Origin of the sequence: Halorutilus salinus, assembly GCF_026242195.1 — an archaeon.
Classification (GTDB): domain Archaea; phylum Halobacteriota; class Halobacteria; order Halobacteriales; family Halorutilaceae; genus Halorutilus; species Halorutilus salinus.
In genome coordinates this window covers 43,662-60,908 of record NZ_RKLV01000012.1, presented here as the reverse complement: position 1 = coordinate 60,908, position 17,247 = coordinate 43,662, and the positions used below count along the sequence as shown (strand labels likewise).

Below are 17,247 nucleotides of genomic sequence, written 5' to 3'. Positions count from 1 at the left end.
GGCGTGCGTTTTTTGTCATAGGCACTCAGAAAACGCCACGCCTCATTCTTCATTCATTCCTTATCTGAACACCGCCCGGAATACAGGGGATATATACATGTTCTCATAGTTTCTGATTCAGGTATTGGAATTCCTCGTCTCGTGAAGAGTATAAATAATATAGCGCCGCGAAGCGTCTATGCAACTGGAGACAACGTTACTAGGGCTTCCCTTACAACAAACGCCTCGGGAAATATGCTCACTTCAGGGCTACTTCCTGCCGCGAACACGGGTTTGGTTTACCTCACCGGATTCGGCGATTTATCTCGGAAACCTAAGAGATCTATCACCGGTCATCTGATGGAGACTAGGAAAATACCTGTCGATAAGGGAGAATACAATGAAACAGTTCCTCTGCAACTTGGTCTCCTCACAACTAAATTACCCGATGGTGGGAGTTTCGACGAAGCCCGAGGTATCTCTGAGCAACTAGGTGTCTCGGTTGACCTCCTCGAGGATTTTGACTCTGTTCACGCTGTTGTGGACTCCTCAAACGAAGAGAAAGACAGGGAGACAGCTGGTGAGGTTCTGGAAACCGATCCTGAGCTCCCTGTGACGCCTGACTTTCTGTCGAAGTACGTCGCATACGCTCGCTCGGAAGTTGACCCTGGGATAGAGGATGATAACCAAATAAAGGATCGGGTTGCTGACTACTACTCGTCTAAAAGGGAAGACGTCGGCAATGTTGTAAACACGAACGATATAGAGTCTATCATACGTTTCTCGGAAGCTAGTGCGCGTGCTCGTCTGAGTGAGACTATAGAGATAGAAGATATAGATAGGGCTATACGAATTGTGGACTCTAACCCCCGTTATCAAGACTAGGCATCTTCATCTCTCAGTCTCGCTCACTGATGGTTCTACTAGCCCATGAATACTCGCCAAAATAAACTGATTATCGCTATATAGTCTATCTAGAGAGCCTCAAAGGTTATTAATTCTATAAGAACTGGGGCTTGTTCAGAGAGTGGCGCTTATCTTCTGCTATTAGATTTTTTCCTTCTTGTGGTGTATTACTCGTCCTTAATTTACTAAGACAAGAGAAAGAACGTATCTAACAATAGACGAGTAGAGGCACCCGAGATGCTCCCGAGAGGCTTCACACACTCTCCCAACTTGGCTGTTTGGATTTCTACAAACCACTAGTTCGCTAACATGATGGGGATTAATCTGCTCGGCTCACCCTCAAACAGAGTTAGACCCGCCTGTAATCACTGGATACTGATAGGAATCGAAGTCGGTTCTGGACTTTCCGGTTCTACGCCCGTCTACCGTTTAGGACACCGGGAGATTACCACTCGTCGTCTTCTTCAGGATAACCAAGTGTCGTCCCGCTCCCCGTCGGTCAGCACAGGAGCCAGCTTCCAGACCGAGGGGACACTCCATCCAAAACTCTCCTACCTGTTCGAGAACGAGGGCGCAGACGTGGTCGAGCAGGCGGAAGACGAAGGACCGTACGACGGGACGACCCGGTTCACGTACCGAGAGTCGGACGACCGACTCGTGGGCTACTACTACACTGGGCCTGCCCGTGCCTCCGAGCAGGGCGATGGCCAAAAGACGACGTATGGGACGGCGGAATTCACTCGTGTGAGCGACGAACCCCAGAAATAGTGTTAACGCACTGCTCGGGTTGGAACTCGCGGCCGGTCGGACTTCATCCTCGCGGAATACGAAACCCGGCCCGACATACAGGTGGAAAACATTCAGCAGGTGCGTGCCGTCTGGAACGGCAATCGCTGGGAACTACACCTCGTCTGCAAGAAAGAAATCCCAGTCGAAAACGCCCCCGGCGAGAAGACAGCGGGAATCGACCTCGGTATCAACAACTACCTCGCTATTGACTCCGAGGACGGCCCCTTGGAGTTGTATCCGGGGAACACGCTGAAAGAGGACAAGCACTACTTCACCCGCAAGGAGTACCAGACTGAAGGTGAGAACGGGCCGTCGAAACGTTCGCGGAAGACTCGACAGAAATTCTCCCGACGCAAAGACCACTTCCTCCACACCCTCTCGAAGCACATCGTCCAACGGTGTGTGGACGAAGGTGTGGAGAAGATAGCGGTTGGCGACCTCAGCGACATCCGAGAAGACGAGAACGGCGACTCGCGGAATTGGGGTCAGTCGGGGAACAAGAAGTTGCACGGATGGGCGTTCGACCGATTCGCCCGTCTGCTTGAATACAAAGCTGAGGAACACGGTATCCTCGTTGACCGCGTAGACGAGGAGAACACCTCGAAGACGTGTTCGTGTTGTGGGCAGATTCGAGATGCGAACCGCGTGGAGCGTGGTCTGTACGTCTGTTCGTCGTGTGAAACGACGATGAACGCAGACGTGTACGATGCCGTGAATATCCGACGGAAGATAACTCAGAGTCCTCCATTGGGGGATATGAGTAACGGCTGGTTGGCACAGCCCGGAGTCTTCCTGTTCGACGGCGAGAGCGGGTCGTTCAACACGAGAGAGCAGGGAGAATGCAAACCCTAATATCCCAACGCTCGGGATTCCTCCGCCTTCAGGCGGAGGAGGATGTCAACTCAAATCATGCGCCACCGTTCATGTCGTCTGTAACATCAATCGTCTATCCAGTGGGCATCGATGATGTGGGGCGACTATCACTAGACCAAGCCCTATCCTTTCTGTTGTCGTCGTGTAACCTGTTTCGAAGACCGCAGGCGTGCCAAGGATGGTCACGGGCCCACAACTGGTTGTTCGTCGAAACGCCCAAGACGCGCACTCTCTCGTCGGCCCTTCAGGTTCGACCGCGACCAAATGCGTCCACGCGCACCCCCAACTATCAGATATTTAGGACTCCGAACAGCATCACCCCGACATACCCGAGATAGACGAGGATGAACACAAGCACCTGCCACCGCGCAAAGCCAGATTCGTCTTGACTCCAGTAGAGAAACGTCGAATAGATAATCGGCATCACGGCGACAAACACGAGATTCACCCAGTACAGTTGGAAGTCGGTAATCGTCACGGTCACAAGCGCAAGTGGGACAAACGCGAGGGTCATTGTGACTGCATTGTCCGTCAGCACTCCCGTCGCGCCAGATGTGACCTGCCCGCTTCGTGTGACTGCCCACGTCGCAAACACTTCTGGCGTCGTACTCATCGTCGCAGTGATGAATAGTCCGGCGATGACGTTTGAAATGCCGAATAACGATGCAAGGTTTTCAGTGGCTCGGACGGTGAAATACGCGCCAACGGCAAGTGCCCCGACGCCAGCGACTGCAAGCCCAATCTCTTTCGCTGACCACTCAACGGATTCCCCCTCCTGTCGGCCACGCACAAGTGCCTGTCCAGCGTAGATGAGGTAGGCGAGAAACATGATCGTCCCATCAATCGGTTGTAATCCACGCCAGGGCTTTGGAATCGTTAGTATAGCGACTAAGGTGATGATTCCAAGGTAGGGGAGTGCTAGCACCGTGACCGCGCTCTGGTTGACCTGTAGGAGCCGTTCGTGGCGATGTTGTTCGTGGTTGTTATGGGCCGTGTCGGCACGCCCAGAAGAAGATTGCTCTGACTTGCTAGTATCGTCCGATAGATTCTGTTTTCGCGTTGCAACGTAGGCGACCGTCATCATAAGCGGAATCGAGAGGATATTCGCACCGAGCATATTTCCAAGTCCAATACCGCTGACGCCTTGGATAGCACTAACCGTGTTCGTCCCGATTTCGGGACTGGCGGACGCGAGCCCAATCAGCGTCCCGCCAGCAACTGCTGTTATCCCCCACTGACGTCGCAGTTTCTTTAACGGATTGGCAAGTCTCTCTGCACCCCAGTGTGCGACGAAAACAGCAGCAAGGAGCACCCCGAACCAAAAGCCAATACGAAGAATCATTCCGGGCGTAGAAGGGGAGTAATTCTAGGGCAAACGCTGCTGGCCTGAGATTCGCACCACCTGTCCGTCTGGCATTTCCCTCGATTGGTCACACTAAGTCGCCGATACAGCTCACGATAGTAGGGAGACTTGGTGCGTGCGAAGGCCACGATCTCGGCGAGACAGTCGTATTGCCGCTTCGAGATCGCACTTGGGTCGTGCTTTCTGGCCGTGTGCGTGTCACGCAGTAACCCCAGGAAACTCTCGGTCATGATTTTCGTCCTCGTTAGCCGCGTCTCACCCGAAGCCCGTTCCCAATGGCCAGCAGCTCAGAGCCTTCATGCGCGACCACTGCAAGGGCGATCCCGATTACACCGAGCAGCGCACCGGGAATGAGCGCGGCCAACACAAGCAGCGAAAACACGATGTTCTGGCGGCTGATCCCCTGTGCTCGCTTTCCAAGTGACAGCGCGTACGTTACCTTCGCAATATCATCCGCCATGAGGGCGATGTCGGCAGCCTCAATCGCCGCATCTGTCCCTGCGGTCCCCATGGCGATCCCGACCGTTGCTTGGGCCAGCGCCGGTGCGTCGTTAATTCCGTCGCCCACCATAGCGACTGCCTCGTACTTCGCTGTGAGTTCTTTGACCGCCTCAACCTTCTCTTCCGGTTTCAGATCCGCTCGGACATCATCAATCCCGAGTTCTGCCGCGATGGCTTGCGCCGTTTCCTCATTGTCTCCCGTGAGCATGAGAACTTCAACACCCATCTCATGCAGGTCACTGATGACATCCTTAGCCTCTGGACGCGGCTCATCACGGAGGGCAATGACCCCCATGATCCGAGATTGGGTTCCAACAAGGACGACAGTCTTCCCTTCAGTTTGCAGTTCCTCAACCTCTGCAATCCCCTCCACGTCGAGCTCGAATCGGTCGAACAGCCCTGGTTTCCCGACGTAGACAGTCTCCTCCATGAGCTGGGCTTGTGCCCCATACCCGGTGATCGAGCTGAACTCAGATACCTCGGTCTGTTCGAGTCCGCGGTCAGCCGCGGCGTTCATAATCGCTTCACCAAGGTGATGTTCAGAGTATTGTTCGACACTCGCCGCTTGCCTGAGCACGTCGTCTTCGGTCCCCTCAAACGCAACAACATCCGTAACTATCGGTTCGCCCCGAGTGAGGGTCCCCGTCTTGTCAAAGGCGATTGCTTCGATTTTCCCGAGGTTTTCGAGGTGAATCCCACCCTTGACGAGCACGCCTGCTCGACCCGCTCGTCCAATACCGGATGCGATGGCAATCGGTGTGGACATAACCAAGGCACAAGGGGCAGCCGCGACGAGCAGAACGATTGCACGCCGTGCCCAGTAGTCCGGAAGACCGACAACAAACGGCGAAATCATGAGCCCGAGGGCAACCAGGAGAACAATCGGGGAGTAGACGCCACCGAATTTCTCGATGAAGAGTTGTGATTTCCCTTTTTCTTCCTGCGCCTCCTCAACGAGATGGATCATCTGCGAGAGCGTGTTATCCTCGAACGTCGTGGTCGCTTCAATATCGAGAACTCCTTCCTGATTGACGGTGCCAGCAAACACCTGATCATCCTCTTGCTTATCGACAGCAGCAGATTCACCGGTGACTGCTGCCTGATCGACAGTCGAACGCCCATCGACAACACGCCCGTCAGTCGGGATCGATTCGCCGGGTTTGACACGGAAGACATCACCGACGTCAAGTTCCCGTGCAGGAACCATCTCCGTGTTCCCGTCCGTGATGAGCCGAGCCTCTTCGGGCGCGAGATCGAGCAGGCTTCGGATTGAGGCGCGTGTCCGTGCGAACGTGTATTCCTCGACCCCTTCTGCAGCGCCGTAGAGAATAACGAGGAATGCTGCTTCCTCCCACAGTCCGAGCGCTACCGCTCCACCGGTGGCGGCTAACATCAGAATCTCAATATCGATCTCATACTCGCCAACTAATTCTTCGAATCCTTCTTGGGCCCAGTGGAAGCCCCCGAACAGCATCGCTACTGCGTACAGCCCGTTCTCTGCCAGCACTGGGAGATAGTCGTAGATGCTGAAAGCGAATGTGAGTATCGCTATAACGGCTGCAATGAGGGCGTTTCGAATCGGGGGAAAGAGGTACCACGGTCCACTCCACTGCGCGTGGCTTTCTTCTGAGTCGTCCGAATCTCTCATACCGGGATAGAGGAAGACTGACAGCATAAGACTTGATTTGGAATATTCTAAATCGAGTTAGAGCATACCGATTACGAAGTAGGTAGCGTGTCTGTTACCGGTTCGTGATCTATGAACTGTTTGGCGATCTGTGCCTCAGCACGCCGTACCCGGTATGTGAGCGTTGACCGCGGCACATCAAGTTTCTCAGCAAGCTCACCAAGATCGATCTCCCGAGGTGTCTCGTAATACCCGTGTTCTATAGCAGCGGTCAGCGCCTCGCGTTGTTCACGGGACAGTATCCCCTCGCCAGTGGTGAACTTCGTAGTAGGTGATGACGAAAAGCCCGTCAGGCGGACGATCTCCATTTCGACATCAGGGCCGAGTTCTCTGCGCAATGCATCGAAGAAGCCGTGGATGTCCGCGCCTTCTGAATGAATGATTTGCCATGTGTGGCGACGCTGTTCGTGCCGCGTTTCGAATAATAACCCGTCACCGAGATACTCTAGTGCGAGATGGGGGATGGATGTGCAGATTGACGTTCGTTGCCAGCACGTATAAAAGACGAGTGTTTCGTCTGTTCGGTCAAGGATTTGCGTTTCGGATTCCGCATCACACGGTTCGGCGGCGAGACAGTCTGCATAATAGTCAGCTGTGAGAAATGCTTCTTCGATAGCAGAGAGGGCTTCTGGTGACCCAGTAGCATGGTCAACGCGCCAGAGGCTGGTAGGTGTGGCGTGAAGAGATACAGACCGGATGTGAGCGTCTGGATGGCCGGCGAGGGTATCCGCGAGTGTATTCGTCCTTGGTTCGTAGTCCAGGGCGAAGACAAGTTCTCTCATATTCGGTAGTAGGATGGGCATGGACAAAACCAATCGGGATTCTCCCTACTACTCAATCTGCGTGTATGTGGGGAAGGCATCCTGAACATAAGAAAACGGTTAGTTAGATTGGGTCGTTAGAATCGTGGGTTTCAGCCATACGGGTGGCTTCTGAAGCGTATTGTTCTTGTTCGTTTTCGTTATCAACAGTTCCCAGATTGTCCGGGTCAACGTCTAGTGCAGCGGTCGTGTCGCGCATATCCGTGAAACTTGTGAGAGCGCGTTCTTTCCTGAAATATTGTTCCCCATCAGGAGTCGCGTAGATGAGGATGATCAGGTTTTGTTCGTCGTCAGAATACGTCCGCTCGACCAACCAGACACGGACTTTGTCGCTTTCCATACCCGTTTTATGTGCCTTGGAGTAAAATGAGTTCAGTTGTTTTATTCCAAACCAGGTGATAAGGCCCGGATTCAGGTGGGTTTCAGCTGGGATTACGGCAAAGATTCAGTCACTGGGTTAAGCAAGCTCAATGAGTGGTGGACATTTCGGAAATTCGGAAATCACACACTTCCATTTATTATCCTGGCAGTTCCCGTCGACGCACCCATGATAACAGATGCACGCGTCCTGCAACCAGAATTCATCCCTCGGGAGGTGCAACACCGGGATGCCGAAGTCAACTACCTCTCCAGCGTCCTCAATCCGATCACGGAAGGACAGCGAGCTGACCCAGCACTCCTCCATGGCCCATCAGGAGTAGGGAAAACGTGTATCGCACAGTTCCTCGTCGAGCAACTCCGCGAGGCCGTCGTGGATCTCAACTACCAGTACGTGAACTGCTGGGAAGACCATAGCCGGTTCAAAACGCTGTACAGACTGCTAGATGGTATCGGCCGAACCGTTGATGTCCACCGGCAATCCACTCCAAAGGACGTTCTGCTTGAACGGCTTCGGAACGCCGACGAGACACCATACGTCGTCATTCTGGATGAAGTAGACCAGTTAGAAGACAAGTCACTACTGTACGACCTGTACCGGATTCCGCACCTCACGATGATCCTTATCTCCAACGACGAAGAGGGTCTCTTCGCGGCTATCGATGACCGGTTGAACAGTCGTCTCACCGACTGTGAACGCATCCGATTCCGATCATACCACGAAGAGGAACTCGTTGCCATTCTTACTGACCGTGTTCGATGGGGACTCGCAGAGGACGTCATCGACACGCGCCGTTTGGAGTTGGTTGCGGCAAACGCCGCTGGAGATGCTCGTGTAGCAATCGGTATCCTCCGACGAGCCGCACGGAAAGCAAAACACGAGTCAGTTGCCGAGATCACAGCCGACATTATTCAGGAAGAGACTCCGGAAGCGAAATCGGAAATCAAACAGAAAACCATAGATCGACTCACAACGGACCAGGAACTCCTGTACAACATTATCTCGGAGCACGGAAAGATCACCCCACAGAAACTCTATGAGTCGTATTGTGCTACTGCAGGTGACCCGAAAACCAAGCGGATGGTCCGGAATTATCTTTCCAAACTCGAACACTACAACCTGATCCGCGCTGAGGGGAACACGAAGGCCCGAATCTACCGGACGAGAGTATGACTCGACACCCTTCAATGCGCTCACTTGGTCCATTGGTGAAGGATTCGGAAATTACACGCGGCTGCCTATTGTCCCCCATATTCTCACTCGAATTGTGATGAGCGGTCCATCCAGAGACAACCCTCTCGGAGCGGACTCACCGTCTCCGAATTCCGAACATGAAGCTCAACAGATCGTGCGTCAGCGCGTAACGAATCGTGAGTTCAACGAGTGGTACAGTGAACAGCAATTCCAGACGAACATCCTCGAAGGGAAGGCGTATTTCAACGGGCCGTCGCCATCCAAAGACCCGGAGCGTCATTCACCGAGCAAACTCCTCCAATGTCATCGGAAAGCTAGTTACGCCCGGAAGAACGCGCCACGCGAAGGCACCCCGCCGGAAGGCCTGTTCTGGATTGGATCCGAGTTCGAAGAACAGGTTATCGTCCCATTCTTGCAGCACATCACAACTCCAGAAACGTACGTAGCGAACTCACTATGGATTGACACCGAAATCGTCGTCGATGATACCTCACTCCACGTGCGCGGGTCAACTGACCCTGCAATCGTGAATACCGATGCAGACCCGTTGTTTCTGACGGAGATCAAAACGACAACCTCCGTCGATTATTTATCAGCCCCGAAGCCGCACCACCGGGCACAACTGCACGCGTACCTGTACGCACTCAACAACGAGTACGACCACTCAATTACGGACGGAATGATCGTGTATGGGAGCCGGACAACACTGGACATTGCAGCGTTCCACGTCGAATTTGATCCGGTATTCTGGGAGCGCGTCGTAAAATGGATGGCTACACAAACCCAGTACGAACAAGCATGTGAACTGCCTCCAGCCACACCTGAGCGCGACTGGGAGTGTAAATACTGTTCGTTCAAACATCGTTGTGGTGAGGCTGATACACCGTACGGAGATACCGGCTATGACGGTCTGCTTCCGGTGTTCGATAAGTACGACTGGCAGAACCTCCAAGAGTACCTGGAAGCACACAAAGAGCGTGACGCACAACTCACACCGACACTCGCTCACCGATTCCCTGATCTTGCCGAGGAGTACGGAGTCTACGATTGGAAGTGTTCTAGATGTGGTACCTCATTCGACTGGAATTCCGTTGACTGGGACGGCAACGCAGACAATCTCCCCTTCTGCCCGGATTGTGCTGAAGCTGGGGACCTTGTTACGTTGAGTGGTCCTGAAGCAGATTCGCAACTCAACACTGACCGTGAGTGAAACCACCACCAGGCCAGTTACCTAAGAGCCTACTCACCCACTTCGTCTTCTTCCCCATCCGGTTCAGTACCCCACTGCTCGACTCTGCCGAAATCTTCCTTAATCATTCTCTCATCGTCGTATTCCGGATCATCTCCGGTGTCAACAACAGACTCTCCAAAGGGGTCCTGATACGGTGTCTGGTCATCCAACCGTGCTAATTCCTCTTTGTGGGCTTCGACCCAGTCGAGTAAGTCAGGCAGTTCGCTTTCGACGTCTTGCTGGTAATCGAGGATCGTCCGAACAGCGTGGATGAGGCCCTGACTTTCCATACGTCGTGCAACGCGTTTCCCACGCGTCGTGATTCGGTATTCGTTGTTCACACTGGTTTCATCAGTGTCCATCCCGGGAACCACGAGCCCCAGGCCACGGGCTTCCGTGAGTCGCAAAGTGAGGGTCGATGAACTAATGGTGAGCTGCTCGTCTAAGTCTTTAAATCGCCGTCCGTCCGCCGTTGAGAGGAGTGTGAGAATCCCGAGAGCGCCGCGTTTCTGAAGGAAATCACTAATCGACTCAGATTCGGGCATTCACAGGACGGTTTCGTGTGGACCCTCTTAGAAACCGAAGGTAGGTCCGTTTCAAAGTACGCTTCGGTTCAAACCGATTTTGGTTTCGAATTCTGCTGTACGGTTCTCGGCTAATAACCGCAAGAACGTACGTTAATTCGGAAATTCGGAAATCTCGCCCGCGAGAATATGCTTCGATTCAAAGTAACCCTCTGGTACGCTATGGCTGATTCCCTGCTTTGCCCGATCACCTCCAGGGCGCAGTCGAGAAGCCATGCGTGGGTGACTGTTTACTCCCGCGTTAGCCAGCGGCTGCGTACTCTGCAGGGGTGGTGCCGGTGACGTCTGCCGATGCACCAGCTTCGCGGGACGAGATTCTCCAGTCTATAGAGGAGCAGACGGAGGATCTGTGCCACATTCACGACCACATCACCCGCATCATTACGAATCTCGACATAGAAGAGGACTGGTTCAGCGGATACGATGACCCAGGCCGTGCAAAGTTTGAACTGGAGCCGATGGTGCGGTTGTTCCTTTACAAGTACGCGCGCGAGTTGAACCAGTCAGAGCTTGCCCGCCGGTTGAGCGGAGCTGCGTACGTGTATCTGCGCCTCGGATTCGACCGGCCAGTCTCACAGCAGATCATCAGCCACAACAAGCGGCAACGGTTCGACCCAGCAGAGCGCAAACTTCTGCGAGACGCCGCTGAGGTGATTCGTACGGTGTGTAGCGAGCATGATGTTATCCGGACGAATGAGCCTGCGCTTGATCCTGCAGACGTCCAGCATGACCGGGTCAATGAAGCGGAGATTATGGATGCGGTGAAGCGCGCGACTGAGCTTGGATTCCGTGAATTCAGTGCTGATCGAGCCAGTAACGCGAAGTATCCGCTGGAAGCGTACTTCGAGCGGCAAGGTTACCTGAACATGTCTCGTGCCGGGACGACGACCGCATCACGACGATTCGCTCGACTCAGTGAACGGGAGACCGTCCCACACGGATCCTCGCACAATCGTACGATGAAGAAGGTCGCCAACCCGGAGTCACAGCTGACATTCGACGAATTCGTGACAGGGAGGCAGGAACCGGAGTGGAAGCGTATCCGTGACGAGGTGCTGGAGCCGTTCCATGCTGGCGTTGAGAACATCCTGGACGAACTCACCGATGATGACTACGATAATCCAGGGTTCAGAGAACCGGTGCATGCTGCGATTGACATCACCGCATGGAACTTCTGGGCATCACCGTTCATGTCCGAGAAGAAGGTCCGCAAGTCCGACAAGACACCCATCAAGGTAACCATCGATGGGAAAGAGAAATTGCTGGACCCTGACCACCCGGACCTGGTGTCCGGGCTCAAGGATAGCGATGAGCGCGGGTACAAGTTCGCCACGATCACGATTATCGCAGAGAACACGCCGATTGTACTTGGTGTGGAACCAGTACGCGATCAGCGACGGTGGGAAGCCGAGATGGGATGGGACGTTGAGCGGACATCTCGTGCTGACATCGTGGGGAGTTTGCTAGAGCAGGCTTCCCGCCACGTGGACATCAGTAAGGTGTTCCTCGACCGTGGGTTCAGTAGTCTCGAAACGCGTGACGTCATCGACCGGCGTGAGCATTTGTATGTGCTTGGGAAGCCGGCACGCGCACAGGTTGACAAAGACCACATCGACGAGATTCAGGAACACGATGTGTACGACAGTCGGATCGTGCATGGTTCCCAGACATTCGACGGTCGTGAGCACGACATCACGTACGTCTACACGCCGTCGAAGAAGGACGAGGACAAGTATGCGGTGTTCACGATCAACGAGCACGTTGACCATCACCGTGCGGAAGCGTTGCTCGGCCAGTACAGTCAACGCATGGAGATCGAGAACGAGTACAAGACCATCAAGAAACACTTCCTGCCGACGTCGGCGTCGAAAGACTTCCGGATTCGGTTCCTGTACTTCGTGATTGGAACGCTGCTATACAACGTGTGGCGAATGGCGAACTTTATCCTACGGGACGCAGTGGACGTCGATCTCGGTGAACACCCACCAATTCTGGCGGGCGAGCTCATCGAGCTGGTCGCATTCTGTCTGTTCGATCCTGGCGGCTGAGGACAGAGTTTTCTCCGCGTCATCACCGTTTTAACGAGCGACAGCTTTCTCCGTCCCACGCTATTTTCGCCGATGTTACCTCTGTTTCTTAGTAGAACAGTAACATAACTGTCAATTCGAGTGGCAGTTCGGTCTTCACGATCAGCTCAATCGGTGGAGGCGTCAACAACCCCTCCTTTTCGTTTGTAGAAATCCCAAACAGTCAGGTTGGGACTCTTCTATCGATACTCTCTCCATCTTATTTCTCTCTCCTCCGGTTTCTTACCAAACAAGTACTAGGATATATACCCGACTATGTTAGGTAAGAAAAGTAAACTTACCAGGCATGAGAGGAACTATCTACGCGAAACTCAGATAATAGGCAAAATAAGTTTCGGCAAAGCAACTCGTCTAGTCGGCGTATCACAACAGGAAATGCCTGACATTCCCCACGTTTTATTGTTAGAGGTGAAAACATATTGATAATGGGGAAGGGACTGGCCCCCACAGCCAGGGGGTATACGTTTCAAGACGTCATAGGCGGGTGTGCAGTACTCTCAGTAGTGTTCGAAGAAGCGGAAGCGGTAGCTATTGAGGACTCATTTCAGTCAGGAGATAAATTTGATGACCTTATCCTTGAGCAAGATAGTGATCAGATTTGCTTCCAAGTAAAAAACCGTCCAGGACAACAACTCAATTTGAGTGACTTGGAAAACGCCTCATCTAAATTTTATGTTGACAACTTCGTTGACTCGGCACGAGATCGATTTACTGCGGGAGAAGGATCGAGATTCGTCATTCTAACATCCCATCTTAGCGAACCTGGTGCAGATGTCGATTTAGAAGATGAGAGGGAAGTATCATTCTTTGGAGATCTGCGATTCCCGACCAAGCATTTAGCTAATGGTGATGGAGAAGTGTTCTCAGGAACTGAGATTGAGTATATCATGGGTGTTCCTGGTATTGATACAGCTGATGACAATGAACTTGCTGAAACAATCCAGGATACAGATCTGGTAGACCTAATTGAAAAGAATGTTGCACCGATTTTTGATGAACTGGAACATCCAGAGATTAGTGAACCTAAGACGCTTGTAACAGACGCTATTGACTTAGCGAGATGGGCTCGCAATCACTCGTCGATTACTCGACTTACCCGGGAGGATATTGTGAGGCGACTAGGATATATTCCGACTCCAGATATATCTCAAGAGTTCCCCGTTCAGGAGGGATATATCGAACCTCGGTGGGTTCAGGATTTAGAAGATCTCCACGAGGATGTTAGCCGTTTATTGATTGAGGGAGGACCTGGAAGCGGCAAATCGACCGGAATCGAGTTATTGCATAGGGAATGGTCGGAGACGATGAATAAGCGGGCGTTGTGGTTCTTCCTGTATGTACCCGACGACGCTGAACACGTAGAAAGAAAAAGAAACGACCCAGCTTGGTTTCGGCATCAACTGGCTGCGCAACTTCATAGCTCGTTTCCAGAAGCATTTGCTGACGGGGTCGCGGCTCCGGTCTGGACGGGGACACAGAATCTCCAAGAGTATATTGACAGCGTAGCAAACTGGGCCATCCGCGAAGATCAGCAGCCACTTTTCATTATTGACGGTCTTGACCATGCCTTGCGATCATTCGGCGACACCGCTCACGGTGATGAAATTGAAAATACAGTACTTGAGGAATTAACCCAGCTCGATTTCCCCTCTCCCTTAACCTTGATAATGGTCAGCCGTCCGCTCTCTACTGAACTCCATGAAGATCTGAGGATAAGCGAACATATTACTGTTCCCGAGTGGGAAACGAACGAGATTACTCGTTACCTCCAAGAGAACGATGTCTCGCCAACTGATGATTTAGTGGAACGCGTAGAATCCGTATCAGGTGGTCTTCCGGTTATCCTCTCCCACCTTCTCAGAAAGGCGACGACCTCCGGAAGCGAAGTGCAAGAGGGACTTCGGTTGGCCTTGGATGAAGCATCTGAGGTAGATGGTAAACTTGAGCAGTATTATGAAACAGTCTGGAAGCCCCTACGCCCACACGAACGAGACGCAGCGAATCTAGTTGCGCTAAATCCCACAGGTATTGATGCCGACATTATAGATGAAATAATCAACCTCCCTTGGACTCGACAAGAACTTTCTGTTGATGAGATGCCGCTATCCCATATACTTGATAAATTCGATGGCAGACGCCTGCAAGTGTTCCATGATAGCTTCCGGTCCTTCGTGCTAGACCAGGTCAGTCCAGATGAAATTGAGGAAGGGCACGAACAGATTTTCGACCATCTGGTTGAACGATGCGAAAAGACCCCTACTAGGTTGGATAGTCTTACATACCATGCAGAGAACGGTCCCGGACATGCCGCTCTCAAAGATTTGGTCTCCCTTGATCAAGTGCTGCAATGGTGGGAAAATGGTGCTCACGTAGACCAAGTTCTTCAGGCAATCAACCTTGCCTTCGACGCCTCACTACGTGAGGGGGACTACACAACGGCGTTTGACTGTACGATTCTAGGTGGAGTCACCCGAGATATGCTGGATATATACGCCGACGATACAGACCGCCTTGCCTTCTATACGGCGCGAGGTAACCGTGATGCAGCTATCCGGTTAGTCAACGCAATCCGAGAATACAACGGCGGTACAGAAGAAGCACTTTCGGCAATGCGGACGGTTGCTCAGGAATGGGAGGGTGAAGTCGAACGAGAATGGATGAGACAGTGGGAGAATGACTATCGCGAGGCCGAACAACCAAGTTGGGACCCAGAAGCCTATTTTGAACTCGGAGCGATTCTACTTCACCCGGACGAATTTTGGGACATCGCACAGGAAACCCGCCGTGCCGATACAGGAGAACATTTTCCCCGCGAAGTCCTCGCAACAGTCCGTCATCATCCAGATCTGATCGACTATCAAGTTCCTCCTCCTGATTGGCTGTTCAAAGACAGTGAGGTGGCTTTGGAAGCTTGCGGAGAAATAGACCAGCGGCTTCCAGACTCGTGGAGAGAAGAGCTCCGTGAAAATGCCCCTCCTCCCTCCGATGTGTCTATTGCTGGCCTCCATACGCTGTTTCTGTGTGGCGGTCCACAGGACGAAATTGTGGAGATAATCGACGATCAGCGGCTGGCAGAGCCTAAACGGAGTCCGACGGAGAACGAGTCAAAATTCAGTGACGCATACTATATTGGGGCGATTCTCGCGAGCTACGATCGGTCTCCAGACGAGGTCCTCTCTTGGTTGGCAGATATCTCTGCTGAACATCCAAAGGTACACCAATTCATTGCCTTGGTTGGAGCCGCAACGACGCGAGGATCTTCTGACGAAACGGGCCGATGGGTTGATGCTACCCTTGAGTTCCTTGAACAGCGGTTCAATGATCGATCACTTGCGGACGAATCAATTCAGAATAGTGAACACTGGAAGTATAGGGCATCCGTAGAAGCTGCTGTTAAAGAATTTGAGGATGTGATTGAGAAGGGATCTACAGATCAGGTACAGCGGGTTCATGAACTCGCTAACGATACTCATGGTGAGACCGAGAATCTGCTACCTTCGATCTCTTGGGAACTCGTTGGAACGTATCCGGACGATATGCTGCCACAGGCTTTTGACGAACAGTTTGAGAAAATTCTCAAACGACCGCCAGACGAAGAACCACCGGCGAGAGCCCTGACCGATTTAGCGTACAACGCCGCAGAAGCAGGATATCCTGACTACGCTGATCACTATTTTGACAGTGCGATAGAACGTTGTTTCCGTTATGGCTATCGGAAGGATGTCTTCTTGAACGATGTCTGGAAAGGGTTTCGGGATGTGGCTGGCAACGACTGGGACCGCCACATGGGTACTGCAATTCAGTTAATCAACTGGGCACGGCTTCTCCATGAATTGACCGACGGAAAGGAAACTCTGCATTACGAGGGTATGTTTTTGACTGATCTCTTGGACAAGGACCTTATTGATATTGACGCAGCTTTTGAAGGCGCGTCTAACCAACTCACGCTCAAGAAACTACGAAATTGGCGTTTAGACAATCCATCCGGGATAACACATGGTGAGTTAAGAGCCTATATCGACGCACAGCGAGCACAGGTACTTACAAATGAATACACAGATAAGAAAATCCGATTCTTTGGCAGGACCGCTAAGATTGCAGCAAACCACGGCTGGGAGGATCTGGTAACCAAATCGCTTGTCCTAATGAACGCAGGCGAGTATGTGGACGAAGGAGTGAGTGGAGATTTGGCGGAAACAGTTGAGGAACTCGTAGAGAACTACGATGTTAAAGCTCCGGAAAACCTCCGAAAAGAGGAGGAAGATGAACCTGATATAAAAGAGACTAATGAAGTGGAGGTCCCTGCCGAACAGGAGGAACTCCACCGGTTATTCTCTGACTGTTCAGAAGAGGATCCTCTCTCGGAGGATGACTTCCGAGATCTAAGTACCTACGAACTACGCACCGCTGGGAGACTACTACAAGAGAGACGGTATTGGTATGAAGGAATGGCGGCTGTACCGCTAGCCCATGTTCTAGCGGACCAAGAGGGCGCTGAGGAAGCTGTTGACTTCCTCGTAAAAATAATCGCTGAACATGATCTAATGAGCTGGTATATTGGTGGCCCTGGATTTGAGCGTCTTGCAGACGCCCTCATAGATATATCTCAAGAAGATGCACTGGAGGCAGTATTGAGAGCCTGGAGAAGGAGTTCTATTATTGATGAGGCATCCTACCAGAGCACTTTTCCTCAATTAATATGGATTGTAAAGCGGACAGAAGGTCAAATTGCTGCTGAAGAATTATTGTCACATACGATGCAGCGCCTGCGGAGGCTTTTCTGGCCTTATGAAGACAGGGTTCAGGTTTGGGGGAAGCTCTCTGACACTTGATGGAGGTAGTTGTTCTATTTC

Annotated in this window: 11 protein-coding genes and 1 pseudogene; 7 read left to right on the top strand and 5 right to left on the bottom strand. The window is 52.4% G+C overall.

The window, feature by feature from the left end:
* The first annotated feature begins 51 nt into the window (after positions 1 to 51).
* The 3 genes and pseudogenes from EGH25_RS12170 to EGH25_RS10815 form a co-directional block, all read left to right on the top strand.
* Positions 52 to 864: a hypothetical protein gene (locus EGH25_RS12170; protein ID WP_266088478.1), complete on the top strand. Its 813-nt coding sequence runs from the start codon at positions 52 to 54 to the stop codon at positions 862 to 864.
* Between the two features lie 600 nt (positions 865 to 1,464).
* On the top strand, positions 1,465 to 1,653 hold the full coding sequence (locus EGH25_RS10820; protein WP_266088474.1) for a hypothetical protein: 189 nt from the start codon (positions 1,465 to 1,467) through the stop codon (positions 1,651 to 1,653).
* Between the two features lie 33 nt (positions 1,654 to 1,686).
* Positions 1,687 to 2,526: pseudogene (locus EGH25_RS10815) on the top strand (RNA-guided endonuclease InsQ/TnpB family protein); the annotation flags it as partial.
* Between the two features lie 310 nt (positions 2,527 to 2,836).
* On the opposite strand, the gene EGH25_RS10810 reads toward EGH25_RS10815, so the two are convergent.
* The 4 genes from EGH25_RS10810 to EGH25_RS10795 all read right to left on the bottom strand — a co-directional run bounded on the left by EGH25_RS10810 (position 2,837) and on the right by EGH25_RS10795 (position 7,259).
* Positions 2,837 to 3,889, bottom strand: a complete 1,053-nt coding sequence (locus EGH25_RS10810; protein WP_266088470.1) for a sodium:calcium antiporter — start codon at positions 3,887 to 3,889, stop codon at positions 2,837 to 2,839.
* A gap of 265 nt (positions 3,890 to 4,154) precedes the next feature.
* The gene (locus EGH25_RS10805) at positions 4,155 to 6,059 is read right to left on the bottom strand and encodes a heavy metal translocating P-type ATPase (RefSeq protein ID WP_266088468.1); all 1,905 of its coding nucleotides are present in this window, start codon (positions 6,057 to 6,059) and stop codon (positions 4,155 to 4,157) included.
* A gap of 71 nt (positions 6,060 to 6,130) precedes the next feature.
* Positions 6,131 to 6,880, bottom strand: coding sequence for a helix-turn-helix domain-containing protein (locus EGH25_RS10800; protein WP_266088466.1), 750 nt, complete (start codon positions 6,878 to 6,880; stop codon positions 6,131 to 6,133).
* 103 nt (positions 6,881 to 6,983) lie between these two features.
* Positions 6,984 to 7,259, bottom strand: a complete 276-nt coding sequence (locus EGH25_RS10795) for a DUF7967 family protein (protein WP_266088464.1) — start codon at positions 7,257 to 7,259, stop codon at positions 6,984 to 6,986.
* Positions 7,260 to 7,466: 207 nt separating this feature from the next.
* Here EGH25_RS10795 and EGH25_RS10790 point away from each other — a divergent pair, with 207 nt between their 5' ends.
* Entirely contained in the window at positions 7,467 to 8,471 is a 1,005-nt protein-coding gene (locus tag EGH25_RS10790) for a Cdc6/Cdc18 family protein (RefSeq protein ID WP_266088462.1), read from the top strand.
* 97 nt (positions 8,472 to 8,568) lie between these two features.
* Positions 8,569 to 9,702, top strand: coding sequence for a PD-(D/E)XK nuclease family protein (locus EGH25_RS10785; protein WP_266088460.1), 1,134 nt, complete (start codon positions 8,569 to 8,571; stop codon positions 9,700 to 9,702).
* A 29-nt stretch (positions 9,703 to 9,731) separates the two neighbouring features.
* On the opposite strand, the gene EGH25_RS10780 is transcribed toward EGH25_RS10785, so the two are convergent.
* Positions 9,732 to 10,268, bottom strand: a complete 537-nt coding sequence (locus tag EGH25_RS10780) for a winged helix-turn-helix transcriptional regulator (protein WP_266088458.1) — start codon at positions 10,266 to 10,268, stop codon at positions 9,732 to 9,734.
* A gap of 317 nt (positions 10,269 to 10,585) precedes the next feature.
* Between EGH25_RS10780 and EGH25_RS10775 the strand changes: the two genes are divergently transcribed.
* Together EGH25_RS10775 and EGH25_RS10770 are read left to right on the top strand one after the other, a co-directional pair.
* Positions 10,586 to 12,355, top strand: coding sequence for a transposase (locus tag EGH25_RS10775; RefSeq protein ID WP_266088456.1), 1,770 nt, complete (start codon positions 10,586 to 10,588; stop codon positions 12,353 to 12,355).
* Between the two features lie 464 nt (positions 12,356 to 12,819).
* Positions 12,820 to 17,226 carry an NACHT domain-containing protein gene (locus EGH25_RS10770; RefSeq protein ID WP_266088454.1) on the top strand — a complete coding sequence of 1,469 codons (4,407 nt, stop codon included), beginning with the start codon at positions 12,820 to 12,822 and terminating at the stop codon, positions 17,224 to 17,226.
* Positions 17,227 to 17,247: the final 21 nt, after the last annotated feature.

Coding starts and splice junctions, on each gene's coding strand:
- EGH25_RS10810 (WP_266088470.1), bottom strand. CDS start 3,889: ATGATTCTTCGTATTGGCTTTTGGTTCGGGGTGCTCCTTGCTGCTGTT.
- EGH25_RS10805 (WP_266088468.1), bottom strand. CDS start 6,059: ATGAGAGATTCGGACGACTCAGAAGAAAGCCACGCGCAGTGGAGTGGA.
- EGH25_RS10800 (WP_266088466.1), bottom strand. CDS start 6,880: ATGAGAGAACTTGTCTTCGCCCTGGACTACGAACCAAGGACGAATACA.
- EGH25_RS10795 (WP_266088464.1), bottom strand. CDS start 7,259: ATGGAAAGCGACAAAGTCCGTGTCTGGTTGGTCGAGCGGACGTATTCT.
- EGH25_RS10790 (WP_266088462.1), top strand. CDS start 7,467: ATGATAACAGATGCACGCGTCCTGCAACCAGAATTCATCCCTCGGGAG.
- EGH25_RS10785 (WP_266088460.1), top strand. CDS start 8,569: ATGAGCGGTCCATCCAGAGACAACCCTCTCGGAGCGGACTCACCGTCT.
- EGH25_RS10780 (WP_266088458.1), bottom strand. CDS start 10,268: ATGCCCGAATCTGAGTCGATTAGTGATTTCCTTCAGAAACGCGGCGCT.
- EGH25_RS10770 (WP_266088454.1), top strand. CDS start 12,820: ATGGGGAAGGGACTGGCCCCCACAGCCAGGGGGTATACGTTTCAAGAC.